Source organism: Actinacidiphila bryophytorum (assembly GCF_016916835.1).
GTDB classification, from domain to species: domain Bacteria; phylum Actinomycetota; class Actinomycetes; order Streptomycetales; family Streptomycetaceae; genus Actinacidiphila; species Actinacidiphila bryophytorum.
On record NZ_JAFFIX010000008.1, the window covers coordinates 71,534 to 97,437 of the forward strand.

Annotated in this window: 25 protein-coding genes; 14 read left to right on the forward strand and 11 right to left on the reverse strand. The window is 72.5% G+C overall.

Annotated features, from left to right (window positions below):
• Window positions 1–51: 51 nt before the first annotated feature.
• Window positions 52–873: a trypsin-like serine protease gene (locus tag JT723_RS14180; protein ID WP_240165601.1), complete on the reverse strand. Its 822-nt coding sequence runs from the start codon at window positions 871–873 to the stop codon at window positions 52–54.
• A gap of 461 nt (window positions 874–1,334) precedes the next feature.
• Here JT723_RS14180 and JT723_RS14185 point away from each other — a divergent pair, with 461 nt between their 5' ends.
• Window positions 1,335–2,123 (forward strand): aquaporin, encoded by a 789-nt coding sequence (locus JT723_RS14185; RefSeq protein ID WP_205044951.1) that lies wholly within the window; start codon window positions 1,335–1,337, stop codon window positions 2,121–2,123.
• Here JT723_RS14185 and JT723_RS14190 read toward each other — a convergent pair.
• The 4 genes from JT723_RS14190 to JT723_RS14205 all read right to left on the reverse strand — a co-directional run bounded on the left by JT723_RS14190 (window position 2,114) and on the right by JT723_RS14205 (window position 4,335).
• On the reverse strand, window positions 2,114–2,443 hold the full coding sequence (locus JT723_RS14190; protein WP_205044952.1) for a DUF1048 domain-containing protein: 330 nt from the start codon (window positions 2,441–2,443) through the stop codon (window positions 2,114–2,116). The genes JT723_RS14185 and JT723_RS14190 overlap by 10 nt on opposite strands.
• A 1-nt stretch (window position 2,444) precedes the next feature.
• Window positions 2,445–2,801, reverse strand: coding sequence for a DUF1048 domain-containing protein (locus tag JT723_RS14195; protein ID WP_205044953.1), 357 nt, complete (start codon window positions 2,799–2,801; stop codon window positions 2,445–2,447).
• A complete protein-coding gene (locus tag JT723_RS14200; protein ID WP_205045140.1) occupies window positions 2,798–3,124 on the reverse strand; it encodes a PadR family transcriptional regulator in 327 nt (108 codons plus the stop codon). The genes JT723_RS14195 and JT723_RS14200 overlap by 4 nt, the downstream gene beginning before the upstream one ends.
• Window positions 3,125–3,228: 104 nt before the next feature.
• The gene (locus tag JT723_RS14205; RefSeq protein WP_205044954.1) at window positions 3,229–4,335 is read right to left on the reverse strand and encodes a glycoside hydrolase family 18 protein; all 1,107 of its coding nucleotides are present in this window, start codon (window positions 4,333–4,335) and stop codon (window positions 3,229–3,231) included.
• A 198-nt stretch (window positions 4,336–4,533) separates the two neighbouring features.
• Between JT723_RS14205 and JT723_RS14210 the strand changes: the two genes are divergently transcribed.
• On the forward strand, window positions 4,534–4,962 hold the full coding sequence (locus JT723_RS14210; protein WP_205044955.1) for a hypothetical protein: 429 nt from the start codon (window positions 4,534–4,536) through the stop codon (window positions 4,960–4,962).
• 47 nt (window positions 4,963–5,009) lie between these two features.
• Here the strand turns inward: JT723_RS14210 and JT723_RS14215 are convergent, their stop codons facing one another.
• Window positions 5,010–6,158 (reverse strand): phosphotransferase family protein, encoded by a 1,149-nt coding sequence (locus tag JT723_RS14215; RefSeq protein WP_205044956.1) that lies wholly within the window; start codon window positions 6,156–6,158, stop codon window positions 5,010–5,012.
• Between the two features lie 488 nt (window positions 6,159–6,646).
• Between JT723_RS14215 and JT723_RS14220 the strand changes: the two genes are divergently transcribed.
• Together JT723_RS14220 and JT723_RS14225 are read left to right on the forward strand one after the other, a co-directional pair.
• Window positions 6,647–7,099: a cytidine/deoxycytidylate deaminase family protein gene (locus JT723_RS14220; protein WP_205044957.1), complete on the forward strand. Its 453-nt coding sequence runs from the start codon at window positions 6,647–6,649 to the stop codon at window positions 7,097–7,099.
• A gap of 9 nt (window positions 7,100–7,108) precedes the next feature.
• The gene (locus tag JT723_RS14225; RefSeq protein ID WP_205044958.1) at window positions 7,109–7,651 is read left to right on the forward strand and encodes a GNAT family N-acetyltransferase; all 543 of its coding nucleotides are present in this window, start codon (window positions 7,109–7,111) and stop codon (window positions 7,649–7,651) included.
• A gap of 547 nt (window positions 7,652–8,198) precedes the next feature.
• Here the strand turns inward: JT723_RS14225 and JT723_RS14230 are convergent.
• Both JT723_RS14230 and JT723_RS14235 read right to left on the reverse strand, forming a co-directional pair.
• Window positions 8,199–9,776, reverse strand: a complete 1,578-nt coding sequence (locus JT723_RS14230; RefSeq protein ID WP_205044959.1) for a glycoside hydrolase family 88 protein — start codon at window positions 9,774–9,776, stop codon at window positions 8,199–8,201.
• Window positions 9,777–9,826: 50 nt separating this feature from the next.
• A complete protein-coding gene (locus JT723_RS14235) occupies window positions 9,827–12,232 on the reverse strand; it encodes a polysaccharide lyase 8 family protein (protein ID WP_205044960.1) in 2,406 nt (801 codons plus the stop codon).
• Between the two features lie 203 nt (window positions 12,233–12,435).
• Between JT723_RS14235 and JT723_RS14240 the strand changes: the two genes are divergently transcribed.
• From JT723_RS14240 to JT723_RS14265, 6 genes are all read left to right on the forward strand, one after another.
• Entirely contained in the window at window positions 12,436–13,503 is a 1,068-nt protein-coding gene (locus tag JT723_RS14240; protein ID WP_251513139.1) for a LacI family DNA-binding transcriptional regulator, read from the forward strand.
• A 118-nt stretch (window positions 13,504–13,621) separates the two neighbouring features.
• The gene (locus JT723_RS14245; RefSeq protein WP_205044962.1) at window positions 13,622–15,238 is read left to right on the forward strand and encodes an FAD-dependent oxidoreductase; all 1,617 of its coding nucleotides are present in this window, start codon (window positions 13,622–13,624) and stop codon (window positions 15,236–15,238) included.
• A 22-nt stretch (window positions 15,239–15,260) separates the two neighbouring features.
• Window positions 15,261–16,556, forward strand: a complete 1,296-nt coding sequence (locus JT723_RS14250) for an ABC transporter substrate-binding protein (protein ID WP_205044963.1) — start codon at window positions 15,261–15,263, stop codon at window positions 16,554–16,556.
• Window positions 16,553–17,503: a carbohydrate ABC transporter permease gene (locus JT723_RS14255; RefSeq protein WP_205044964.1), complete on the forward strand. Its 951-nt coding sequence runs from the start codon at window positions 16,553–16,555 to the stop codon at window positions 17,501–17,503. Before JT723_RS14250 ends, JT723_RS14255 begins: the two co-directional genes overlap by 4 nt.
• A gap of 103 nt (window positions 17,504–17,606) precedes the next feature.
• Window positions 17,607–18,401, forward strand: a complete 795-nt coding sequence (locus JT723_RS14260; protein ID WP_240165625.1) for a carbohydrate ABC transporter permease — start codon at window positions 17,607–17,609, stop codon at window positions 18,399–18,401.
• Between the two features lie 3 nt (window positions 18,402–18,404).
• The gene (locus tag JT723_RS14265; protein WP_205044966.1) at window positions 18,405–19,376 is read left to right on the forward strand and encodes an acetylxylan esterase; all 972 of its coding nucleotides are present in this window, start codon (window positions 18,405–18,407) and stop codon (window positions 19,374–19,376) included.
• Between the two features lie 13 nt (window positions 19,377–19,389).
• Here the strand turns inward: JT723_RS14265 and JT723_RS14270 are convergent, their stop codons facing one another.
• Window positions 19,390–20,304, reverse strand: coding sequence for an aminoglycoside phosphotransferase family protein (locus tag JT723_RS14270; RefSeq protein WP_205044967.1), 915 nt, complete (start codon window positions 20,302–20,304; stop codon window positions 19,390–19,392).
• 149 nt (window positions 20,305–20,453) lie between these two features.
• On the opposite strand from JT723_RS14270, the gene JT723_RS14275 reads away from it, so the two are divergent.
• From JT723_RS14275 to JT723_RS14285, 3 genes are all read left to right on the forward strand, one after another.
• Window positions 20,454–20,975: a hypothetical protein gene (locus JT723_RS14275; protein WP_205044968.1), complete on the forward strand. Its 522-nt coding sequence runs from the start codon at window positions 20,454–20,456 to the stop codon at window positions 20,973–20,975.
• An 89-nt stretch (window positions 20,976–21,064) separates the two neighbouring features.
• Complete coding sequence (locus tag JT723_RS14280; RefSeq protein WP_205044969.1) at window positions 21,065–21,328, forward strand: hypothetical protein; 264 nt, start codon at window positions 21,065–21,067, stop codon at window positions 21,326–21,328.
• A 95-nt stretch (window positions 21,329–21,423) separates the two neighbouring features.
• Window positions 21,424–23,190, forward strand: coding sequence for a serine hydrolase domain-containing protein (locus JT723_RS14285; RefSeq protein WP_205044970.1), 1,767 nt, complete (start codon window positions 21,424–21,426; stop codon window positions 23,188–23,190).
• 17 nt (window positions 23,191–23,207) lie between these two features.
• On the opposite strand, the gene JT723_RS14290 is transcribed toward JT723_RS14285, so the two are convergent.
• Window positions 23,208–23,777: a CGNR zinc finger domain-containing protein gene (locus JT723_RS14290; protein ID WP_251513141.1), complete on the reverse strand. Its 570-nt coding sequence runs from the start codon at window positions 23,775–23,777 to the stop codon at window positions 23,208–23,210.
• A gap of 75 nt (window positions 23,778–23,852) precedes the next feature.
• Between JT723_RS14290 and JT723_RS14295 the strand changes: the two genes are divergently transcribed.
• A complete protein-coding gene (locus JT723_RS14295; protein WP_251513143.1) occupies window positions 23,853–25,118 on the forward strand; it encodes an MFS transporter in 1,266 nt (421 codons plus the stop codon).
• A 26-nt stretch (window positions 25,119–25,144) separates the two neighbouring features.
• On the opposite strand, the gene JT723_RS14300 is transcribed toward JT723_RS14295, so the two are convergent.
• Window positions 25,145–25,858, reverse strand: a complete 714-nt coding sequence (locus tag JT723_RS14300) for a response regulator (protein WP_205044971.1) — start codon at window positions 25,856–25,858, stop codon at window positions 25,145–25,147.
• Window positions 25,859–25,904 lie beyond the last annotated feature (46 nt).

Consider the following 25,904-nt stretch of genomic DNA (forward strand, 5'->3'; position numbering starts at 1 on the left):
TCCTGACCGCCGCCGCCCGGGTCGGGTGGACGGCGGCCGGTGCTGCCGCGTTCAGGGGAGGGCGACGAAGGGCGCGAGGAACGCCCGGGCCGCCGGTGCGTCGAGCCGGTAGGCGACGTTGGTGGCGTAGCAGGGGCCGTCACCGGTGATGGTGGTGGCCGCGAGGACGAGGGCTCCGTCGATCTCGGCGAAGTTCGGGCCGCCGGAATCGCCGTAGCAGGCACCGCCGTTGCCCTGCGGTGCGGTCATGCCCAGCCGCACCCACGAGGGGTTGAGGGCGTTGAAGGCGACCGGCGCCTTCATCCGTACGCCGCCGCCGGGGTGGGTCTGGCCGCCCGGTCCGCGCTGCGCCTCCTGGGTGCCGTAGCCGGCGACCTCGAAGGGGGTGGTGTTCAGCTGCTGCGGTCCGAGGGCGGCCAACTCCCCCGCGGTGGGCAGCTGGGCCGGTGTGAAGGTCCAGCGCCGGGCGACGGCGGCCGCGGGCAGCTGGACCACGGCGATGTCGTGCGGGTCCGCCGACGGTCCCGGATAGCCGGGGTCGGTGTGCGCGACTCCTTCGACGCCCACGGCCGCGCCGATCGCGGCGGGGTCGCCCGGGTGCGCGTGCGCCGCGGCGTCGAGGGCGCTCTGCACGTCCTGGTCGAGCGAGACGTAGAAGCGGACGCCCGGTGCCCAGTCGGTCGTGCAGTGCGCCGCGGTCACGAACGTGTCGCCGTCCAGCATCGTGCCCGAGCACTCCCAGTCCACCCGGTCGGGTGTGGCCGGGTCGCCGTCGTCGTCCCACTGGACGACGAGCGCGCCCACCTCGGTCCGCTCGGGTGCGGGCGCCGCGTTGTAGGAATTGATCGCTCCCGCCGAATATGTCAGGCTCATGACAACCATGAAAAATCCGGCGACCCCGACCGCCCCGCCGCCCAGGCGCCGTACGCCGCCACCCATCCCCATCGCCCCGCGGAACGCCACGACTTGCTCCCTCCACCGCCGACGCGGACCCCTCCGGGGCACGCCGACCAGCCGCATCGCCGCCCGGCAGGGGCCGGGCACCCGTACTGAGGGTGCAGTGTGAGGCCCAACGGGTGCGCTGCGCAAGGGGCCACACAAAGCAGGGCAAAGCCTTGACCGAGCACGGGCGTTCGGCGCACCTGGGCACCGCAGACCGGGTAAGGCCGGCATCGGCACCCGCCGATGTGCAAGTATCACCCCATGCTGATGTCAGTCGACGCTGATCTGTTGCGGGTTCTGGCCGACCCCCACCTCAAGGTCCGGCGCGAGGCAGGCATGGTGTCCTGCCCCTGACCCCACCCACCCGTACCCGCCTGCTTCCTGGAGACCCGTTGAGCGCCACCGCCGACGCCGCCCTGCCCGCTGCGACGGACTCCGCCGAGCCGGAACCCGCCCCGACCCCGAGAGCGACACCGCGCCCGGCCCCGCTGACCGCGCGGGCCGCCGCCGAACTGGTCGGCACCGCAGCCCTCGTCACCGTGGTGGTCGGCTCCGGCATCCAGGCCACCGCACTCACGCACGATGTCGCGCTGCAGCTGCTGGCGAACTCCACCGCCACCGTCTTCGGACTCGGCGTCCTCATCGTGCTCCTCGGCCCGGTCTCCGGCGCCCACTTCAACCCCGCCGTGACGCTCGCCGAGTGGTGGACCGGCCGCCGCGGCGGCTTTGGCGTCACCCTGCGCGAAGCCGCAATCTACATCCCCGCGCAGATCACCGGCGCGATACTCGGAGCAGTCCTGGCCGACGCGATGTTCGCCGAGCCGCTGGTGAGGTTCTCCACCCACGACCGGTCGGCAGGGCACCTGCTGCTCGGCGAGGTCGTCGCCACCGCGGGCCTGATCCTGCTGATCTCCGGCCTCGCCCGCACCGACCGCCTCCGCTTCGCCCCCGCCGCGGTCGCCTCCTACATCGGGGCGGCGTACTGGTTCACCTCGTCCACATCGTTCGCGAACCCGGCGGTGACCATCGGCCGCACCTTCACCGACACCTTCGCCGGTATAGCCCCCGGCTCCCTGCCCGGGTTCATCGCCGCCCAACTCCTCGGCACGATCGCCGGCCTGGCCCTCACCGCCCTCCTCTTCGCCCCCGGGAGGCGGACCGACGGACGGCCTCAGTCCTGACCCGAGGCGCCGCCTTCCGTCCTGAGGGACTCCTGGTGGATCTCGGCGTAGGTGGGCGAGTCCTTCACCAGGTCGTCGCAGAAGGCGGCGATGTCGTGGCCGACGAGCGCCAGGACCCGCGTGCCGTCCGCGGCCCCCGCCTCGAAGAAGTCCAGGACCCCCGTGAGCAGGGTCCCGTCGGCCAGGCCGACCGGTCCGACCTTGAAGAAGTACTTCTGCATCTCCTTGTAGACGACCTGGTAGTCCGGCGGGAGGGCCTTGACCCGCGCCATGTGCGCCCGCCACTGCTTCTTGCCCTCGACGATGCCGTGGATGCCCACGTCAACCTCCCAGCCGGGCCAGTTTCCTGGCGACGTTCCGGTTCAACTGCTCGCGCCACCGGTCCCGGTAGGTCCTGGCACCCTCTCCGCCGGCCAGTGCCGCGCAGAATCCCGCGATGTCGTCGCCCAGCACCTCCTGGACGCCCTGCCCTTCGGCCGCCGTCTGCTCGAGCAGCCCCAGGGCGGCGTCGAGGATCGGCATCAGGTTGCGGCCGGTGAAGTTCCCGTACGGGAAGAGGTGGGCCTTGATCTGCTCCCAGGCCGCCCGGTGGTCGTCCGGCAGTGCCGCGGCCCGGACTTCGAACGCCGTCCAGTCCCTGGTGAGGTCGCTGCCGGTGACGGTCTCCCAGAACCTCATCGTCCGCCCTCCTTGAGCTTGTCGATCCGCGAGGAGAGGTACTCCCACTTCGTCCAGAACCTCGCGACCTCTTCGCGCCCGGCGTTGTTGAGCGCGTAGAACTTGCGCGGCGGACCCATGCCGGACGGCCGCTTCGTCACCTGCACGAGTCCGTTCCGCTCCAGCCGCAGCAAGATGGTGTAGACGGTCCCCTCGACGACGTCGGCGAAGCCGAGTTCGTTCAGCCGGCGCGTGATGGCGTACCCGTAGGTCTCCTCGCCGCCGATGATCTCCAGCACACAGCCCTCGAGCGTGCCCTTCAGCATCTCCGTCAGGTCGTCCACCGCGAGCGCCCCTTCCACCCCCGGTACTCCGTAGTACCGAGTACCACTACACGGTATCACGGAGTACCGGCGGCCTTCACTCCGCTGCGGCGGCGCCCCGCGGGTCAGCTCTGGCGCAGGGGGGCCATCGGGATGGGGACGCCGAAGGCGGTGGCTCCCGCGCCGACGCCGCCCTCACAGGAGTTGGGCGGCGTGGTGGTCACACCGCGGGTCGAGGGGCGCTCCGCGGCCCAGAACATGTAGCCGAGCAGGCCGGTGGTGGTGCCGGCGCCCGCGGGGGCCGCGTTCTGGGTCCAGGTGCCGGTGGCGTTCTGCAGCGAGGAGGAGAAGTCGGTGCACTCGGGGCGGACCTGGGAACCCTCGGCGATGTAGAGGCCGCCGGTGAACTTCGCCGGGGCCAGTGGCGGGATGGCCGGGCTGTAGTTGGACTTGCCGGTGATGTGCTCCTGCCAGTTGGACTCGGCAGAGCCGGCGGACGGCTGCTTGCTGGGCACCATCGCGTTGGCGTAGTCCAGTACGGGGTTCGCGGGGGTGAGCCAGTTGGCGGTCGCGTACTGGTCGAGGGCGATGAGCCAGCGGTCGCCGGCGGCGACGTCGATGGTCAGGCGGGCCGTCGGGTCCGCGCCCGAGGCGTCGTAGGGGTGCGCGGCCCGGTAGGCGTCGATGAAGGCCTGCAGGCCGGCGGTGTCCGGGCTCGCGCTCTGCTCGTAGTCGATCTCGATGCCGACGCCCAGCCGGGAGGCGAGGGCGGCGGCCTTCTGCCCGAGCAGGGTGGGGTTCTGGGCCAGGGCGGTGTTCCAGTCGTCGGTGTACGTGATGCCGCCGATCGAGAGCATCACGCGGACGCCGTGGCTGGTGAAGTAGTCCACGACGGCCTGGTTCATGCCGACCGGCACACCGGCGGAATTCCCGCTGTTCGTGGTGCCGTTGAGCAGGGTCAGCGGGTTGACGAAGCTGAGCACCACCAGGTTGACCGACGGGCGGCCGTCACCGCGGTCCACCAGCCAGTGGTTGGCGTGGTCGAAGTCGGCCATGTCGCGCACCGTCGCCCATGTGCACGCGTCGTTGCTGCACTGCCAGGCGCCGTACACCTGCGGGGGCGTCCCGGTGGCGGCGCCGGCCGGGGCGGCAGCGGCGGGCACCGCGAGCGCGGCCGCTGCGAGCACGGCTGCCGCGGCGAAGGTCTTCACTTTTCCGAACGGCACACGCATGAACGCCTCCTGGCGATCAGGTGGTTCTCTGTGAGGGGCGTCACACCGTGCCGAATTGGTCTGGACCTTGTCAAGCAACCGCTCATTTCAGCACTTTCGGTACGCCCCCGCGAGGGTGTGACGTTTCCGCCGCGGCCTGCGCCTTGGGGGGAGACCGCGGGATCCGCGGTGTCGGTCCGAACGGCTGGAGGGCGGCGTATGGAACAGGTCGCGCACGTGGTGGACCAGGTCAGGGCGGACGTCCTCGGTCCGCGGCTGGCCGAGGACGTGGTCGCCATGACGGCCAGAGCCGGCATCCGGCTCGACTACGCGCCGGACAGCCTCGCCCTGATCGACCGGATCATCGACGGCCTCCGCCACACCCGCCCGCCGGCCGGCGGCCCCGTTCCGCCCGCGCTGCGCAGCTTCGGCGCGTACGCCGGCGAGGTCCTGCACAGGCGCGCGGGCGCGGAGTGGGTGGACTTCGACGCGGCCCAGCGCGAGATGTTCGGACAGCCCTTCGGGATCAGGACCACCGACGGGCGGGTGTGGAACCCGCTAGGCAAGGCGGTCAAGCGCTACCAGGCCGGTACGGCGGAGAGTCTGCTGCTCTTCCACCTGGCGGTGGTGGGCCGGGCGCGCGGCTGAACCCGGCGCTGACCCGGCGGGAAGGCCGAACCCGGCCTCCCGCCGCTTCAGCGCCGGACCGCGTACGGCGGGAAGGCCGCCGGGTCGGCGAGATCGCGGTCCGCGTCGGGCCAGCGCCTGCGCAGCAGCTCGGCGACCCCCCAGAACCAGCCGGTGAGGTGCGGCAGGGCCTGGTGGGTCCGAGCGGTGCCGGCCGTGGCGTCCAGGGTCGCGACGAGTTGGAGCCGGCTGTGGTCGCCGGGTGTGCGGGCGTCGAGCGTGGCGAACCGCTGGAGGCGCCGCAGCGCCCAGGCAGCGCATGCGGCGGCGAGGCCGTCGCTGTAGCGCCGGTCGTCCTCCGCCGCCGGGATGCCGCGGGCCAGAGCGCGGCGGTAGGCGTCGGCCAGGCCCGTGGCGGCTGGATCCCCGACCGTCAGCCAGGCGGGGCCTGGCACGTAGAGGCAGACGGCGTCGGCGAGCGCGTGGGCGTACCCGGCGAATTCGAAGTCGATGAGCCGCGCCCGCGCGGGGCCGGAGGCGTACAGCAGGACGTTGTTGGCTTCAGCGTCCCCGTTGCTCAGGGCGAGGAAGGGACCCGGGTCGGCCAGTACGCCCAGGGCGCCGTCGAGTTCGGCGAGGGAGCGGCCGCCGAGGGCCGCCCCCAGGGCCGCGGCCTGCTCGACCGCGCTCCCCCGCAGCCCGGCCAACCGCCCTGCACGGTCGGCGGCGGCGTCGAGCGCCGTCAGCCCCAGGCGGGCGTGGTAGCCCTCGGCCCGCCCCGCGGTGGCGGCACTCAGCGCTCCGCGCGCTTCGGCGAAGGCCGCCAGCCGCTCGCGGTGCGCCGCCGCCCCGTCCCGCCGCAGCAACCGGTCCAGCGCGACCCGCGGGGCGAGGTCCTCCAGGACGACGAAGCGGCCACCGGTGTCCTCGCCGATCACCTGCGGTGCGAGTTGGACCCCGAGGTCCTCGGCGAGGAAGCGGAGGGCCGCGCATTCGGTACGCAGCCGCCACGCCGCCGTCCGCGCGTCGCGTTCGCCGTCCGGCACCCACTTGACGACGACGGACGGCGGCAGCGCCGGCGTGGCGTCGAGCCACACCCGCGCCACCGCCCACGGCTCCAGCCGCTCCACGCGCGCGACCGTGACGGGCGAGTCGTACAGCCCCTCCAGCAGGCGCCGCAGCGCATCGAGGCGGGACGCGCCCCCGAATGCGGTCATCCGCTCACCCTAGGCCGTGTTTTGGAAGTAGGGCCGTCCGCCCACAGGGCGGGCCCCGCGGCGTCCGGTGCGTGCGATCGCAAGGCGGAGGGTCGTCCTCGTAGTGGGCCTACTCGGACGACTCCGACAACGCAGCGAGCGTGCGTGCCAGGCGTCGCGGGGCAGGCGGGACTTCCAAAACACGGCCTAGCCGGGACGCCACGGCTCCCTGGCCGGCACCAGGCCGTGGCGGCGCCCGGACGTCACCACGGGCAGACTTCCACCTGGTTGCCGCGGGAGCCGACGTCGACGTCGGCGTCTCCGGCACCGATGACCACGCACATCTTGTTGCTGTTCCACGGGCCGTGGTACCAGCTCGGGCCGTCGAAGACGCATTCAATGCGACGGCCCGGGTCGAGCAGATCACCCCCCGCACGGCGCGCCAAAACCGCTTGCCCGTCCCCGCCGCGCCGACGATGGTCGGCGGGTACCCGGCGAAGGCGGAGCAGATGACCACGACGGACCATGGCGTCGACCACGAACTCATCGAGGCCGCGGCGCATGTCGCCCGCACGCGCTGCCGCGGCGACAACCACACCGTGGCGGCCGCGGCCCGTGCCCGGGACGGGCGGATCGTCACCGCGGTGAACGCCTACCACTTCACCGGCGGGCCATGCGCGGAACTGGTCGTCATCGGGGCGGCGGCCACCCAGGGGGCGTACGAACTGGATGCCATCGTCGCGGTGGGCGACCGCGAACGGGGCGTCATCCCGCCGTGCGGGCGCTGCCGCCAGGTGCTGTTCGACTACTTCCCGCAGATCCAGGTCGTCATCGGCGCGGGCGGCCGCCTGCGGTCCGTACCCGTCGCCGACCTGCTGCCGGAGACGTATGTGTGGGCCGACCACCAGCTCGAAGCAGGTCAGGAGGATTCCGGGTTGCCGCCGGGCGGTGCGGCCGGGTAGGAATCGAGCATGCTACGAGGCGGCAAGGTCGGGCTCAGGGCCCGGCACGACGAGGACATCCCGATCCTGCGGACCGAGCTCTACGACGACGTGGCCAACGCCTCGCGTGCCGAGGGCGGGCCGTGGCGGCCGATGACGCCGGGCTCGAAGGACCCGCGGCTCGTGGTGGACGACACGGACGAGGGGCGTGTCCTGTTCTCCGTGGTGGAGCTGGCGGGCGACACCCTGGTCGGCACCGCGGCCCTGTGGGGCATCGACACCCACAACCGGGGCGCGCACATCGGGCTCGGCCTGCTGCCTGCCGCCCGCGGCAAGGGCTACGGCACCGACGCGGTCGCGGCGCTGTGCCAGTACGGCTTCGTCGTACGCGGCCTGCACCGGCTGCAGATCGAGACGCTGGCGGACAACATCCCGATGCTGCGCTCCGCCGAGCGCAACGGCTTCGTCCGCGAGGGCGTGCTGCGCTCCGCGGCATGGGTGATGGGCGAGTTCCTTGACGAGGTGCTGCTCGGCCTGCTGGCCCGGGACTGGAAGCCGGACCCGCAGGTCTAGGCCGTGTTTTGGAAGTAGCGCCGTCCGCCCACAGGGCGGGCCCCGCGGCGTCTGGTGCGTGCGATCGCAAGGCGGAGGGTCGTCCTCGTAGTGGGCCTACTCGGACGACTCCGACAACGCAGCGAGCGTGCCAGGCGTCGCGGGGCAGGCGGGACTTCCAAAACACGGCCTAGCGGTGGACGTGCCCTTCGCCGCGTATGTGCCGCAGCCGGCCGAGCGGCACGGCCCGGCCTCCGCGGTGGTGGCGGCGGCCACCGGCGGCGACGTGGCGGCGCTGGCCGCGCTGCAGGCCCGGACGCGGGGTGGTTCCGCGGCGGACTGGGCGGACCGCATCCGGCGCGACCTGGGCGAGGAGCAGCGCCTGGTGGTGACGGCGAAGGTGGCCGGCGAGGCCGTCGGGTACGCCAACGCGGCTTTCCTGCCCGGGCATCCCGTGGACCGCGCACCGGCCGGCTACTGCCTGACCGGGGTCACCGTGGACGCCGCCTGGCGGCGGCGCGGGATCTCACCCGCTCGCACCGCCACCACGGGACCGTCTGACGGCGGGTCAGCCGCCGGCCCCGGCGGAGAAGTAGAGGAAGGCTCCCAGCCCGTGCAGGTCGTTGGTGGCCTGGGGGCGATTGACGTAGTAGGTGTAGTCCCCGACGTTCGTGCCGACCGAAGTCGTCGTCAGATACGTCAGGCCGTCGCTGTGCAGGGAGATCCTGGCCAGTACGCCTGCCCTCCCCGCGGTCACCGCGGACTGGTAGGTGTCGCGGGGTACGTATCCGCGGGCGATCGCGGTCTCGATGGTCTGCGTGAACATCGCCGAGCACGACGTCTCGGTCCAGTTGCCCGCGCTGCCGCCCTTGTCCACGACCTGGAACCACCGTCCGCTCGCCGGGTCCTGGTAGGCCGCCATGCCGCGGACCAGGTTGCGTACGATCGCGGTCAGCTGCACCCGGCGCGGGTGGTCGGCCGGTATCAGGTCGAGGATCTCGGTCGCGGCCACGCCGTACCAGCCGACCGCGCGGCACCAGTACTCGGGGGCCAGCCCGGTGGCAGGGTCCGCCCACGACGCGGACTTCGACGCGTCGTACGCGTGCTTCATCAGGCCGTCGGGCTGCTGGAGGTGGCTCGCGTAGACCACCAGCTGCTGCGTCGCGATGTCGAAGGACCGGGCGCTGTCGCCGACGTACCTGCCGTACTGCGCCATGAAGGGGTCGGCCATGAACGTGCCGTCGGACCACAGCTGGTCGGCCCGGTCGGGGCTGTCGGCGTGCCAGAAGCCGCCGTCGGGGGTGGTCGGGTACCCGGCGCCCGGCAGGAGGCGGTCGTGGATCTGCTTGGCGGCCAGGCCGTACTTCGTCTGGCCGGTCTCGCGGTACAGCGCGATCATCACCTGGCCCGGCATCATGCTGTCCAGGCTGGTGAAGCTGTTGGCGATGTGCCCTGAGGCGTCGACGAAGCGGTCGGCCCACGCCTTGACGTACGCGACGAGGGCGGCCCGCCGCACGGGGTCGGCGGTGCGCTGGGCGAGTTGGTACTGCCCCATCATGTACAGCGCGACCGGGTAGCTCCAGCCGCCGACGGTGGCGGGGGTGTAGCGGTGCATCGTGGAGTCGGCCATCGCGTCGGCCCAGTCCGTGCCCTGCTGGTCGGCGACGGTGAGCGAGTCGAGGTCGGGCAGTCCGCCGGCGGTCGTCGCGGTCACCCGGATCAGGTTGCGGCCGGCCCGCAGCGTCACGGGTAAGCGGGCCACCGCCCAGGTGTCCCAGTCGGCGGTGGGGCCGAAGTCCGGTGCGGGCGCCGCCGTGCCGTTGACGCCGAGAGCGGCGGCGCGGGCCGCGTCGGTGCCGTTCGAGTACCGCAGCGCCAGGGTCGCGGCCCCTGCGGCCGGCCGGTCGACGGCGAACTCGACGTAGGCGCCGGACTCGTTGGCGCTGTTGACGAAGCCGGTGCCGGTGAACCCCAGGTGGTCGGAGTCCACCGTGCCGTGGAAGACGGTCGCGTCCTCCGCCTCGTACACCGACGCGGTCGCGTCCTGCGCCTGGTCCGCCGAGGACGCCGCGTGCGCGGCGCCCGGGGTCACCGAGCACAGCGCGGCCAGCATCCCGATCACTGCTGCCATTGCCTTCGTACGCATGAGGGGTCTCCTCTTCGGGCAAGCGGGTGCGGTGGGGGGAGTGGTGGCGGCTATGCGGTGAAGCGGGCGGTGAAGGTCCTGCCCGCCGCTCCGCCGACGTCCACGGCGAGGCGGAGGTTGGGGGTGGTCGCCAGGACGGTGACGCCGGGGTCGGCTGACGTCACGGCGGAGACGGCGCCGTCGACGGTGACGATCACCGTGCCGGTGAGCTGCTGGGTCGGGTCGCTGACGGCGACGCCGACCTTGCCGTCCGCCCGCCGGGTGACGACCGAGGCGGTCCTGTCGACCTGGATGCCGGCCGCTTTGGGCGCGCCCGCCTGCCAGACGTTGGCCATGGCGACACCCGATCCGGAACGGCTCACGGCCTGCACCTGGGCGGTGTTCGCGGCGACGGTGACGTCGTTGGACGCGGCGAAGGCGGCGGTCTGGGCGGAGGTCGCGGCGGGCAGCTGGATGTAGCGGTAGCTGCCCGCGGTCGGGCTGATCCCGTGGTCCACCCACATGGTGACGAAGCGGCGGGTGTACGCGGCGGTGTCGTCGTACACCCCGCGGTGGTCCATGTCGGTCCACCTGCCGGTGCGGTCCTCGCGCACCATCGTGACGTGGCCCCCGGCGGGGAAGACGTATCCGCCGAGGTTGTCGACGTAGACCCACTGCGGCTGGAAGACCGTCGGCGTGCTGCTCGGGGTGGCGAGCACGACGCTGCCGTCGACGTGGACGTCGGAGCGCCCGTTCGGGCCGGTGTTGCGGTTCTCGATGACCGTCTCGACGGTGTGGCCGTCGGTGCTGGTGATCCCGGCGCCCAGGCAGATCACCGCGTCGTCGATGCAGAACCAGGACTTGCGGCCCTTGAGGGTCTGCACGGCGAAGGACAGCCCCATGCCCGCGGCCACGTTCCCGTCCAGCAGCGCCCCGCCGGCCCAGGTGTTCGTGGAGCCGCGGTTGGTGCCGAGCGCGAGGGTCTTGGTGTCGAGGGTGACGCCGGGCACGCGGTATTTGTCGGCGGCCGGCCAGTAGCCGTTGGTCCAGTGCCCGGGCTGCGTGGCCAGGTAGAGGTAGGCGGCGCCCTCGCCGGTGTACCAGCCCTGGAGGTTCTCCTTGTTCGCGCTCTCGTAGGGCTTGATGAGCGTGCTGTCCATCGCGATGGCGAAGGCGAAGGCCGGCCGCCGGTGCACGACCCGGGCCATCGACGTCGCGACGACGGAGGTGGTCGACTCGCTCCCGGCGGGTATGCCGGTGTCCGTGACGACCGCGCGGCCCAGTGCGATGGAGGAGACCCGCACCTGTTCGAGCGGCACCGGGTCGTAGCGGAAGAAGTCCTGGTAGGTGTCTGCGGTGATCCAGCCCTTGACCTGCGAGCGGAGGGTGTGGGCGTGGCCGGCCGGGAGGACGCCGGCGAGCTGGAGCAGGGTGGCGGAGGTGAGCCGCCCGATGCGGTGGTCGGTCTCGTAGAAGCGGGACAGCGCCCGGCCGCGCACCATGTCCATGAAGGCGCCGCGGTAGATCCACGGCACGTAGTTGGCCTGCGTCCAGGTGTACACCCGCTGCACCTGGTCGGCGCTCGCCGCCCACGGGGTGTTCTGGACGGCGACCAGCAGATACGTCAGGTACTGCAGCAGGGACACGCCGTAGGAGCCGTTGTAGGCGTAGACCTTGTGCTGGATGAAGCCGCCGTCGGGGTAGAAGCCGTCGCCGCTCGTGCTGTACGGGAAGAGCTGCGCGATGGCCGCCATGGCGCTCTCGATGACGCCGGCGTCCTGGCTGAGCGCGCCGCGGACGGTGGTGATGGCGCAGGTCCAGTTGAGGTTGGCGCCGGTGGCCGTGGCGCCGCCCACCCGGCTGGGGTCGGGCAGGTAGCGGGCGATGGCGGCCATGGCGGTGGCGGTCTCGGCGGCGGTCAGCTGCGCGGAGAGGGCGACGCAGATGTCGTTGAGGGCCAGCGGGATGCCGATCTGGAAGTCCCACCAGTTGTCGTACTGCCCGGTGACGCCGTACTTGTGGGCGAGGAACCAGTCGAGGGCGGAGCGGATGTCGGCCAGCAGCTGCGGGTCGCCGGACAGCGACGAGCCGGGTGAGGCGTAGCCGAGGGCGAGCTGGCGCAGCCGCCCCACCACGTCGCGCTGCACCGCGGAGACGGTGCTGCTGTCCAGGTCGGCCCACAGGTAGGTGCGCGAGGCGGAGGTGTCCAGCGTCGACCACAGGCCGCTGAGGGTGCCGGCGGTGTCCTGCACGTAGCCGGCGATGACCGGGTCGGCGGTGTCGTAGCTGCCGATCAGGGTGTCGCGCCACTGGTTCCTGACCGTCGTGAAGTCCGCGGCCGTCGCGGCCTTCGCCCGGGCCCCGGCGCGGCCCGGGGCGCCGAGGCCGGTGCCGAGGAACCACGCGGGGGCGAGCGCGGCGCCGGCCAGCAGGGTGGAGCGGCGGGTGATGCCGCGGGAGGAGTGCTCAGCGGACATGGAGGAACCCTCACGTCAGGGGAAGGGGAGCGCGCGGGAGCGGCCGGAGCGGGCGCTGCCCGGGGCGTGAGGGATCGTGGCGCCGCGCACCCATGGAAGTCAAGCGATAATACGTATTACCATGGGCCGGGGCGGAGACCGACCGGATCGCACCGGCACGGAGACGGCCGTCCGGAGGCGAGGGTGGCACTACGATGCGACACGTGACGCAGCGCCGGAAACGGGTGACCCAGGCCGAGGTGGCACGCCTGGCGGGCGTCTCCCAGGCGATGGTCTCCCTGGTGCTCAACGACTCCGACGGGGTGCGTGTGGCACCCGAGACCCGCCAGCGGGTCGTGGAGGCGCTGCGGCAGACCGGCTACACCGTCGACATCATGGGCCGCCGCCTGCGCGGCAAGTCCAACCAGATCATCGGCGTCTTCACCTACGAGGCGGTCTTCCCCTCCGGCTCCGCCGACTTCTACGGCCCCTTCCTCGGCGGCATCGAGGAGGAGGCCGAGGCGCAGGGCTTCGACCTGCTGCTGTTCACCAGCCCGGGCCGCCGGCAGGGCCGCCGCAAGGTCTACGAGCAGGGGTCGAACCGGCTCGGCATAGCGGACGGCTGCATCCTGCTGGGCCGGCACACCGACCGCGCCGAACTGGACCGGCTGGTCGACGAGCGCTTCCCGTTCGTCTTCATCGGCCGGCGCGAGTCGTCCGCGGGTCCGGTGAGCTACGTCGGCGGTGACTACGCGGCTGCGACCGCGGCCCTGTACGAGCGGGTGTGGGCGCTCGACCACCGCCGGGTGGCGCTGGTCGGCTACCACGAGGAGAGCGAGTCGACGGCCGACCGCCGCTCGGGGTACCTGCGCGCCTGCAAAAGGCACCGCAAGACGCCGCTCGCCCTCAACGACGCCGATCCGTCGGCGGTCTTCGAGCGGCTGCGGGCCGAGGAGGTGACCGCGGCCCTGGTGGAGACGACGGAGATGGCCGCGGCCCTGCGGGCACTGGCCACCGGATCGGGGCTGCGGGTGCCCGAGGACCTCTCGGTCGGCGTGCTCGGCGACACCGACCCGACGCAGACCTCGGCATGGCCGCTGCGGCCGGCCTCCGACACGGACTGGACGACCTTCCGCATCCCGCGCCGCGACATGGGCGCCCGCGCGGTGCGGATCCTGGTCGGGATGCTGCGCGGCGAGATGGAGCCCGGCCGCAAGACGCAGGTCCTGCTCCCCTGCGAGCTGGTCGACGGCACCACCGTCACCGAGGCCCCCCGCGCCCCACGGCGCTAGGGACACGCCCCAGGACACGCCTCAAGACTGCCGGGCACTTGCTCGAAACTTCTCGTTGACTTCTCCGAGATCCTTCCCTAGCGTGCGCTAATACGAATTATCAAGGAAGGACTCGCGGGTGAAGGAACTACGCACGGACGTGCTGGTCGTCGGCGGCGGGCTCGGCGGCGTCGCCGCAGCCCTGGCCGCGACCGAGCACGGCGCACAGGTGGTGCTCACCGAGGGCCCGCGCTGGCTCGGCGGGCAGCTCACCGCACAGGCCACCCCGCCGGACGAGCACCCGTGGGTCGAGATGCTCGGCGTCACCGCGTCCTACCGCTCGATGCGGGAGGGCATACGCGGCTACTACCGGCGCCACTACCCGCTGACGGCGCAGGCGATGCGCGCCCGCCAGCTCAACCCGGGCGCCGGCCTGGTGAGCCGGCTCTGCCACGAGCCGCGGGTCGCGGTCGCGGTACTGGAGTCGATGCTCGCCCCGGCCCGCAGCTCGGGCCGGCTCACGGTGCTGCGGCCCTACCGGGCCGAGTCGGCCGCGGTCGACGGCGACACCGTCACCGCGGTGACCCTGGTGCCCGACGGCGACACGGTCGACGGCCCGGTCACGGTGCACGCCCGGTACGTCATCGACGCGACCGAGACCGGCGACCTGCTGCCGCTGGCCGGCGCCGAGTACGTCACCGGCGCCGAGTCCAGGAACGACACCGGCGAGCCCAGCGCCAAGGACACCGCGGAGCCGCTGACCATGCAGGCGGTGTCCTGGTGCTTCGCGGTCGACCACGTCGACGGCGACCACACCATCGACCGCCCGGCTGCCTACGACCACTGGCGGTCGGTACGTCCCGCCGTCTGGCCGGGACCGCTGCTGGCGTTCTCCTGGCCCAACCCGCGCACCCTGGAGCCGTCGCAGGGCTGGCTCGACCCGAACCCGGACGACGACCCGCTGGCCGTCGAGGCGGACCAGAGCAAGGACGCCGGGACCGACGACCTGTGGCGCTTCCGCCGGATCGCGGCCCGCAGGCTGTTCGAACCGGGCGCCTACGCCAGTGACATCACCCTGGTGAACTGGCCGATGATCGACTACATGGACGGACCGCTCTTCGAGGTCTCGGCCGACGAGGCGGCCAAGCACCGGGCCGGCGCCCGGGAGCTGGCGCTGTCCGCCCTGTACTGGATGCAGACCGAGGCGCCGCGGCCCGACGGCGGCACCGGCTTCCCCTCGCTGCGGCTGCGCGGCGACCTGCTCGGCACCGACGACGGCCTGGCCCAGGACGTCTACGTGCGCGAGTCCCGCCGAATCCGGGCCGTCACCACGGTCCGCGAGGACGACGTCTCGCTGGCGATACGCGGCGAGCACGGTGCGACCCGCTACCGGGACTCGGTCGGCATCGGCATGTACCGGATCGACCTGCACCCCTCGACCGGCGGCGACACCTACCTCGACGTGGCCTCGGCCCCCTTCCAGATCCCGCTGGGCGCGCTGCTGCCGCAGCGGATGGTGAACCTGCTGCCGGCCGCCAAGAACATCGGCACCACGCACATCACCAACGGCGCCTACCGGCTGCACCCCGTCGAGTGGAACATCGGCGAGGCCGCCGGCGCCCTCGCCGCCCACTGCGTCACCACCGGCCGCACACCGCACGGGGTGCACGCCACGCCCGACCACCTCGACGACTACCGGTCCCTGCTGTCCCGGCGCGGCATTCCGCTGGCCTGGCCCGAGATCCGCGGCTACTAGAACCGAACCCTCTGGAGCAACGATGAGAACCAGACGCCTCCGGCTCACCTCCCTCGCCCTGTCCGCCGCCTCCCTGCTGGCGCTCTCCCTCGCGGGGTGCTCGAACGGGTCCGGCTCAGGCGGCGACTCGAAGGTGTCGCTGCGGATGACCGTGTGGAGCAACGACCCGTCGCAGACGGCGCTGTTCAACAGCATCGCGGCGGACTACCGCAAGACCCACCCGGACATCACGTCGATCGCCTTCGACTACATCCCCATCGACAACTACACCACCGCCCTGACCACGCAGATCGCCGGCAGCAACCCGCCCGACATGGCGTGGGTCCTGGAGCGCGACGCACCGGACTTCGTGTCGTCCGGGGCGCTCACCGACCTGACCCCGACGCTGAAGAAGGCGGCCGGCTACCAGTACGACGACCTCACCCCTGCGGCCACCAAGCTGTGGAAGCAGGGCGCGGACCTGTACGCGTACCCCTTCTCCACCTCGCCGTTCGGGATGTTCTACAACAAGGACCTGCTCAAGAAGGCGGGGGTGACGCAGACCCCCGACGAGTTGCTGGCGGCCCACCAGTGGACGTGGCAGAACGCGGAGAAGATGGCCACCCAGGTCGCCGCGCACACCGACAAGCAGGGCCTGGTCGTCCGCGACTGGGACTACAAGACCTGGATCCAGCTCGCCGGCATGTGGCGCGGCTGGGGCGCGGACGCGTGGTCGGCCGACGGGAAGACCTGCGGCTTCGACTCGCCGCAGATGCAGCAGGCGATGACCTTCCTGCACGACGCGATCTTCACCGACAAGGCGCTGCCGGGACCCGGTGAGACCGCCGACTTCTTCGCCGGCGAGTCCGGGCTGACCATCACCCAGATCAGCCGTGCCACGCTGCTGGCCAAGCACCCCTTCGACTGGGGCATCGTCCCGCTCCCGGCCGGTCCCGCCGGCGCGTCACAGGTCATCGGCCAGGCCGGCATCGGCGTGATGACCAAGGGGTCGCACAAGCAGCAGGCGGCCGACTTCCTCGCCTACTTCTCCGACGCGGCCAACTCCGCCAAGCTCGCCCGCTACTTCCCGCCCGCGCGCACCAGCCAGCTCACCACCGCCACCCTCGCCAAGGCCAACCCCATGTTCACCCCGCAGCAGTTGCAGGACGTTGTCATCGACGGCATCAAGACCGGCGCCGTCCTGCCGTCCCACAAGAACAGCGCCAAGATCGCCAACCTCGTCCAGAACGCGCTCGACCCGATGTGGAAGTCCGGCGCCGACGTCGGCAGCGTCCTTGCGGGTGTGTGCAAGGCCATCGCACCGGCCCTGTCCGAATGACGACGACGCACAAGACCACCCGGGAGCCGGCGGGCACCGCCGGCCCGCCGACCGGGCCGGGACGCTTCTGGACCCTGCGGCGGCAGGACGCCGCCAGCGGCTGGCTGTTCGTGCTGCCGCAGGCGCTCGGCTTCCTCGCCTTCGTCCTCTACCCGCTGATCGCGGTCGTCTACTACAGCTTCCACACCTCCAACGTGCTGTCGGGCGTGACGAAGTACGCGGGCACGAAGAACTACTCGCAGTTGGTGCACGACCCCGCCACGCCGTCGGTGGCGCGCGCAACGGTGCTGTTCTGCATCGGCCTGGTGGTGATCAACATCGCGCTGGCCATGCTGCTCGCCGTGCTGCTGAACCAGCGGCTGCGCGGCACCACGGTCTTCAGGACGCTGTTCTTCTCGCCCGTCGTCGTCTCGCTCGTGGCGTGGACCATCACCTGGAACTTCCTGCTGCAGAACAACGGCGGCATCAACTCGATCCTGCACGTGGTCGGCATCGACGGCCCCAACTGGCTGCGCGGCGACAACTCGGCGCTGGTATCGGTGGTGATCGTCCAGGTCTTCAAGAACGTCGGGCTCAACATGGTCCTCTTCCTCGCAGCGCTCCAAGGGGTCCCGCGCTCGCTGCTGGAGGCCGCCGAGATCGACGGCGCCGGGGCCTGGCGGCGCTTCCGCTCGGTGGTGCTGCCGATGATCAGCCCCACGACGCTGCTCACCACGATCGTGACGATCAGCGGCTCGCTGCAGGTGTTCGCGCAGATCCAGATCCTGACAGAAGGCGGTCCGAACAACCGGACCAACGTCCTGGTGTACTTCTTCTACCAGCAGGCCTTCGACAACCACGACTTCGGCTACGGCAGCGCCGTCGCGGTCGTGCTGTTCGCCATCATCCTGGTGCTCACCCTGATTCAGTGGCGCCTGCGCAAGAAGTGGGTGTTCTATGAGTCTTGAGACAGCCGCCCGCCGGCCGGTCACCCTCCCCGACGCCGCAGCGCCGCCGCGCCCCGCGGGACGGCGCGGCAGCCGGTGGCGCAAGCCGCTGCTGTACGCGCTGATGGTCGTGCTGGCGGTCCCGTTCGTCTTCCCGACGTGGTGGATGATCACCTCCTCCCTGCTGCCGGAGAACGAGGTCCTCAGCTACCCGCCGAAGCTGCTGCCGCTGCACCCGCAGTGGTCCAACTACAAGACGGCGTTCGCCCACTACCCGCTGGCGCACCAGTATCTGAACAGCCTCTACATCGCGCTGCTGGTCACCGCGGGCACGATGCTGGTCGCGTCCCTGTCGGGGTACGCCTTCGCCCGCATCCCCTTCCCCGGCAACAAGGTGCTCTTCCCGCTGATCCTCAGCGGCCTGCTCATCCCGACCGAGGTCACCGTCATCCCGCTGTTCAAGATGGTCGACCGGCTGGGGCTGACCAACACCCACTGGCCGCTGATCGTCATCCCGATCCTCGGCGCGCCGAGCGTGCTCGGCACCTTCGTGATGCGGCAGTTCTTCCTGGCGATCCCCGACGAGTTGGAGGACGCCGGCCGCATGGACGGCCTGGGCCGCTTCGGCCTGTACTTCCGGGTGGCGCTGCCGCTGGCCCGGCCCGCGCTGGCGTCGGTGGCGATCTTCACCTTCCTCAACAGCTGGAACATGTACCTCGAACCGCTGGTGTACGAGACGGACAAGAGCAACTACACGCTGCCCGTGGCGCTCACCCAGTACACCGACGCCTACGGGTCCCACCTGTGGAACATCCAGCTCGCGGCGTCCGTCACCACGGTCGTCCCCGTCCTGCTCGTCTTCGTCGCCGCCCAGCGGCACTTCGTCGAAGGTCTCGCACAGACCGGCCTGAAAGGCTGACCCATGCCCTACGCCGACCTGCCGCTCGACCAGTTGCGCGGCCACCTCTCGGAATCCGTCGAACCTGCCGACTTCGACGCCTTCTGGGCCGGGACGCTGTCCGAGGCCCGCGCCCACGGCGAGCCGCCGGCCTTCACCCGGGTGGACAGCGGCCTGTCCCTGATCGAGACCTACGACGTACGCTTCCCCGGCTTCAAGGGGCAGCCGATCGCCGGCTGGCTGCACCTGCCGGCCGGCACGACGCAGCCCCTGCCGTGCGTCGTGCAGTACATCGGGTACGGCGGCGGCCGGGGCCTCGCGCACGAGAACACCCTGTGGGCGGCGGCCGGGTTCGCGACGCTGGTGATGGACACCCGCGGCCAGGGATCGCACGTCAGCGTCGGGGTGACCCCCGACCCCGAGGGCTCGGGACCCGCCTACGCGGGCGTCATGACTCGCGGCATCGGCGACCCGCACACCTACTACTACCGGCGGCTGGTCACCGACGCCGTCCGCGCCGTCGACGCCGCCCGCGCGCACCCGCTGGTCGACCCGGCCAGGATCGCGGTGGCGGGCGCGAGCCAGGGCGGCGGCCTGACGATCGCCGCCGCGGCGCTCGCCGGCGACGTGGCGGCTGCGCTGCCCGACGTGCCCTTCCTGTGCGACTTCCCGCGCGCCACCTGGATCGTCGACAAGGCGCCCTACGACGAGATCGTGCACTACGGGGCGACCCACCGCGACCAGGCCGGGACCATCGCCCGCACCCTGTCCTACGTCGACGGTGTGCACTTCGCGGCCCGCGCCACGGCGCCGGCCCTCTTCTCGGTGGCCCTGATGGACCCCACCTGCCCGCCTTCGACGGTGTACGCGGCCTACAACGCCTGGGCGGGCAGCAAGCAGGTGCGCGAATACCGCTTCAACGGCCATGAGGGAGGTGGCGCCTTCCACACCTCAGAACAGCTGTCGTGGCTCTCGGAGCGCCTGTGCCGCGGTTAGGTGTGCTGGTCGGTTAGGTGTGCTGGTCGGTGAGGCGGCGCAGGGAGGCCCCGGCGGGCGGGCCCCAGCTGGGTTTGCCGCCGGGGCGGCCGTGGCGGCCGGCGTCGGCGATGTGCAGGCAGGCCAGCGCCCGCCCCACCGCCCAGCCGCGGGCACGCCGCAGGGTCGCCGGGTCCGGGGCCGGGCGGTAGGCCCGGTGGAAGAGGTCTGCGGCGCCGTCAGGGAGCAGGATCCAGGCGGCGGCCAGGTCGACGGCCGGGTCGCCGGCGAAGAGGTCGCCGAAGTCGATCACCCCGCAGAAGCTGCCGTCCGCGGTCACGACGTTGGCCGGGTGCAGGTCGCCGTGCACCCACAGGGGCGGCCCGTCCCATTCGGGCGCGGCGGCGGCGTCCTCCCAGACCGCGCGCACGGCGTCCGGGTCGCCGACCAGCCCCAGTTCCGCGGCGGAGGCCAGCCCCCGGCCGAAGTCCTCCGCGGTGTCGGCCAGCGGGCCGCCGCGGCCCCGCCCGGCGGGCGCGTCGCCGGGAGCGGGCCGGTGCAGGGCGGTCAGAAAGCCGGCCAGCGCTTCCGCCGCCTCCCCCGCCCGCGTGGCCGGCGCCCGGTCGGCGGGCTCCCCCGGCACCCAGGTGGTGACCACCCACGGCCGCGGGAACCGCCCGGAGGGCTCACCGAGCCGCTGCGGCACGGGCACCGCCAGCGGCAGGTGCGGCGCGAGCCGCGGCACCCACGTGTGCTCCTTGCGCAGCAACTCGTCCGCCGACTGCGTCGCCCACGGCAGCCGAACGGCGAGGTCGTCCCCGAGCCGCCACACCTGGTTGTCCCACCCGAGCGCCCCGAGCACGAGCGGCCGGTCCGCCAGATCGGGGTGCTGGTCACGCAGCAGCTCGCGGACCAGGTCCTCGGTGATGTCCGTCCGGGTGGCAGTCATGGCAGGCAAGGGTAGTGGGCCTCCCCGGCCGGCCGCCGTCCGACCGGCGCGCGCGGCCCGCAGGACCTCAAGGGGCCTGCGCACCGGGGATGTTCCATACTTGCCCGAACGCCGCTTCGGACATCGGAAGGTGGTCCTGCCACGGTCTCGTGGGCCGCGCTCGCGGGCGGTGCCGTCCTCGGCGGGCTCTCCGTCCGCTCCTGGGTGCCGTCGTCTGCGACGCCTCCGACGTCCTGGTCGCCGACAACGACCTCCAGGGCAACCTCACCGCCCCCTACCTGCTCACCGGGACGGCCACAGCGCAGACCCGCTTCACGGCGAACAAGGGCGTCGAGCAGATCGACGGCTGGCTCGTCGCGACCGTCCCCGGGGCGGTCACCGACGGCGTGTACGACTTCGGGAACCTGCTCTACCTGTCAGGGCAGCGGATCAGGGTCACCAAGGTCATCAGGAAGCTCGCCGCCGGCACCTGCGACGTCCGCCTGGACGCCGACAGCGCCTCCGCGGGCGGCAGCGCGCTGGCGGCCACCACGGCCGTGCAGACCACGACCCTGGCCTCCGCGCTGTCCGTCGACGGCACCGCAGACCCGGTCAGGCTGCACGCCCACGTCCTGGGCGCGGCAGGGGCCCAGGACCTCGAAGTGCAGTTCGCCTACCAGGTCGTCAGCTGAGGCCCGCCCACAGGGAGACGGGCACCGCCTGCCGGCGCAGGCGTAGGCACGACTGGCCAGGTAGCTCCCCACCCCACAGGAGCCGCACCATGGACAGACGCACCTTCCTCGGCAGCGCACTGGCCGGGGGCGCCGCAGTGCCGCTGCTCGGCGCCCCCGGCGCCCGCTCCCGGATGGCCCTGCCCCAGGACGAGCTGCGGACCGAGCCGTCCAGGGCCGACGGCCGCTACGTCTTCCCGCGTGGCGACCAGTTCCTGTCCCCGGTGGGGAAGATGACGGCCGGTCAGCGCTGGACGCGGCCGGTGACACCGGGGGCGGTTGGGGTGGTTGACCGGGCAAGTGGCGATCAGTAACTTACCCGTGCCGATCACCACCTGGTGAACAGTTCCGGGCTCCACCCCCACCGCCGCCCCGGCATCGTGAGACGGCCTGAACGGACGAGGTTCGCATGCGGATCCCTGCACTGACGGCAGCCGTCGCGCTGTTCACCTCCCTGACCCTGTCGCTCGCCGGGGGCGCCGCCGCGGCCCCGGCCGGGCACCCCGGGGCGCACGGGAACGGCGGGCGGTTCGACCGGCCGTACACCGGCTTCGCGCCGCCCGGCACCGTGCTGCGCCGGGGCAGCCCGCGCGACGCGGGGCTGGAGGCGGCCCCGATCGAGGCGTTCGAGCGCCAGATGGCCGGCTGGGAGGACCCGGCAGCCGGCGCCGGCTACCTCTTCCCCGGCGCCACGACGCTGATGGCCCACGACGGTGTCGTGGTCGAACGCAGCGCCGGCGGCTACGCGGTGAAGTACGCCGACGGCACCACGGAACTGCCCCAGGACCAGTGGATCCCGGCGCGCACCGACACCATCTACGACCTGGCCTCGCTGTCGAAGCTGTTCACCTCGATCGTGGCCATGCAGCAGCTGGAAGCCGGGCGGATCGACCTGGACACCCCGGTCGCCCACTACATCCCGGAGTTCGCGGCCAACGGCAAGGCCGACATCACCGTCGAGCAACTCCTCACCCACACCTCGGGGTTCGACGCCGACCCGGTCCCCTCGCTCTGGCAGGGCTACTCCGACATCCCCTCGCGCGAGAAGGCGATCCTCGACGCCAAGCCGATCCACGCGCCGGGCACGACGTACCTCTACTCCGACCTGAACATGCTCAGCATGCAGCTGGTCCTGGAGAAGGTGACGGGCAGGCCGCTGGACACGCTGGTGCGCGACGGCATCACCGGGCCGCTGCACATGACCGACACCGGCTACAACCCGCCCGCGGCCGAGCTGCCGCGGATCGCCGCCACCGAATACCAGACCAGCCCGGCACGCGGCATGGTGTGGGGCCAGGTGCACGACGAGAACTCCTGGGCGCTGGGCGGCGTCGCGGGCCACGCGGGTGTCTTCTCCACCGCCGACGACCTCGCGGTGCTGGCCCAGACGGTCCTCAACGGCGGTACGTACGCCGGGCACCGCATCCTCAGCCAGAACAGCGTCCGGCTGATGGAGCAGAACTTCAACCAGGCCTTCCCCGGCGACTCGCACGGCCTGGGCTTCGAACTCGACCAGATCTGGTACATGGGCGGCCTGTCGGGCCCGCAGAGCCTGGGCCACACCGGCTACACCGGCACATCGCTGGTTATCGACCCGCAGTCGCGGTCCTTCGCCATCCTGCTGAGCAACCGGGTGCACCCCAGCCGCACCACCCCCTCGACCAACCCGCCGCGGCGGGCCATCGGGGTGGCGCTGTCGCAGGCGATGCGGGTGGCGGCGCCCGGCGGCGGCCCGCTGTGGTTCTCCGGGCAGCCCGGCGGCACCACCAGCACCCTGACCACCGGCCCGCTCACGGCGACCGCACCGGTGGCCGTGGACTTCTCCGCCTTCGTCAACACCGAGTCCACCGACCTGCTGACCCTGGAGGACTCCACGGACGGCGGGGCGACCTGGCAGGCGCTGCCGCTGAACGTCACGGGCGAGGGCGCACCGGCCGGCAGCCCGACGTCGCTGTCCGGGCAGTCAGTACGCGCCTGGTGGCATGTGCACGCGCAGGTCCCGCAGCAGTCCGGTCCGCTGCAGATCCGCTGGCGCTACGCCACCGACCCGGTCTACGAGGGCCGGGGCGTCGACCTGGCCCGCCTGTCGGTGACCTCCTGCGGGCACCCGGTGCCGGGAGCCGGGCAGTTGGCGCCGACCGGGGCCTGGCAGCAGGTCGCTCCCGGCTCCCGCTGAGCACTTCAGGCGTACGGTCAGGTGTCCGCGCCCGCGCGGCGGGCGCGGAACACCGCCGTCTTGACCCTGTTCTGACAGGCCGTGGAGCAGAACTGGCGCCCCGCGTTGCGTGAGGTGTCGACGTAGACGCGGTCGCAGCGCGGGGCCGCGCAGACGCCCAGGCGGCCGGCGTAGTCGCCGCCGAGCGCCATCGCAAGGCCGGTGGCGCAGCCGGCGCTCCAGCCGACGGCGTAGGAGTCGTCGGAGCCGTGGAAGTGCACCTGCCACGGCTCCCCCGGGCTGCGGTCGAGTTGGGGGCGGGCGCCGGTCTCGCGCAGCAGTGCGTTGAGCGCGGGGACGGCGTCGTCCAGGCGGTCGGCGGCCGCCGCCTCGAAGATGGTGCGCAGGGCGCGGGCGGTGCCGGCGAGCAGGTCGGCCTCCGCGGGGTCGAGGTCCGGCCCGGCAGAGAGGGCTTCCCGGACGGCGGCGACACGTTCCGCACCTTCGGGGGCGGTGTAGCGGCGGCCGTGCGACTCGCCGGGGGTCAAGGCGTTGACGAGGGCCGCCGAGGCGGAGAGCAGCGTCCGCATGTGACTGTCGAACAACACTTGACCAGTTACCTCTCACTCGCCTACCGTCGCTGTCACTGACCATAGTCCATTGACCAGTGACAGGGAGGCGCTGTGCCGCGCTCGGACCCGCCGCCCCGGCCCACTCCGGAGCCCCCACCCGCCTCCGCACCGCCGCCCGGGCCGTGCCCGGACGCGCTGCCCGGACCGCCCACGGAAGCGCTGCCCCGCACGGTCCGGCTGCTGCTGCTCGCCCGGGTCGTCAACCAGCTCGGCGCCTTCTCGATGCCCTTCCTCACCGCCGTGGTCTTCGCCGACCACGAGGTGAGCCTGACGACCGCAGGCCTGGTCAGTGCGGCCTTCGGGCTGGCGACCATCCCCTCCCGGCTGGCCGGCGGGGTGCTCGCCGACCGCATCGGCCGGCGGACGACCATCGTGCTGGGGCTGTGCGGATGCGCGGTGGCGCAGCTGGGCGTGGCGGCCGGCAGGTCGCTCGCCTGGACGGCCGCCGCCGCCGTCCTGCTCGGACTCGCCTTCGAGCTGTACGAGCCGCCCAGCCAGGCGATCATCGGCGAGTCGGTGCCGGAGCGGCAGCGGGTGCGGGCCTTCAGCCTCTTCAGCGCCGCGCTCGCGGCCGGCGGCATGGGGGCGGGGCTGCTCGCGGCCCTGCTCGGGCACTGGGACCTGCGCTTGCTCTTCGTCGCCGACGCGGCCAGCTGCCTGACCTGCGCCGTGCTGATCCGGCTGGCACTCCCCCACGACCGCCCGGCGCCCCGCGCGTACGACCGCGGCGCGACCGCCGTACGGCCGCTGCGGGACCGGGCGCTGCTCACCGTCCTGGCCACCGGGACCGCGTACACCCTGGTCAACCAGCAGACCGTGATGACCCTGCCGCTGGCGCTCACCCGCAAGGGCCTGCCCGCGGCCGACGCGGGCCTGCTGTTCACCGCCACCGCGGCCACCACCGTGCTCGCCCAGCCGCTCGTCCGCCTCGCCTGGACGAACCGGCTCACGACACCCGCCGCGCTGGCCCTGGCCCATCTGCTGCTGGCGGCGGGGCTGACGGGTTACGCGGTCTCCGGCTCCCTGCCGCCGATGGCCGCCTCGGCCGCGGTGTGGAGCCTCGGCGACCTGCTGATCATGGGGCGCGTCTACGCGCTGGTCACCGGCCTCGCGCCACCCGGCGCGAGCGGCCGCTACCTGGCCGTCTTCGGGACGAGCTGGGGTGTCGCCGCCACCCTGGCCCCGGTGCTCGGCACCCAGCTCCTCGCCCGCGCGGGAACGACCGCGCTGTGGTCGGCCATGGCCGGGATGTGCGTGCTGCTCGCCGCGCTGCACCTGCGGGTGACACCGCGTCCGGCGGGTCCCGCGTCAGCCTGACGCGCCCGGCCCCGCAGGCCCGCGGTTCACCCGTGGCGGCGGTGCCCGTGCTCGGGGCCGGGGTCAGGATGCGTGCCCTGGGTCGCCAGGACCGCGGCCTGGATACGGCGCTCGACACCGAGCTTGGCCAGCAGCCGGGAGACGTTGTTCTTCACCGTCTTCTCCGACAGGAACAGGCGCTTGCCGATCTGGCGGTTGGTCAGGCCCTCGCCGACCAGCTCCAGGATGTCCCGCTCGCGCGGCGAGAGCGCCGCCAGCTGCCGCTGCTCGGGCTCGGCGGGGGCGCTCTCCGAGCGCAGGCTGCTCATCAGCCGCGCCGTGGTGGCCGGGTCGAGCATCGACTGGCCCGAGGCGACCGTGCGGACGGCCGAGACCAGGTCGGAGCCCTTGATCTGCTTCAGCACATAGCCGGCCGCACCCGCCATGATCGCGTCGAGCAGTGCGTCGTCGTCATCGAAGGACGTCAGCATCAGGCAGGCCAGATCCGGCATCGCAGAGCGCAGCTCGCGGCAGACCGAGATCCCGTCGCCGTCGGGCAGCCGCACGTCCAGCACCGCCACGTCCGGCCGCAGGGCGGGCCCCCGGGCCATCGCGTGGTCCGCGGTGCCCGCCTCGCCGACCACCGCGATGTCCGGCTCGGAGTCCAGCAGGTCGTGGACACCGCGCCGGACGACCTCGTGGTCGTCGAGCAGGAAGACCCGGATCGGGTCCTCCGCGGAGAACTGCCGTACCTGACCCATCGCACAACCTCACCCTGTCGTGTGCGGACTCACGCCCCGATCATGG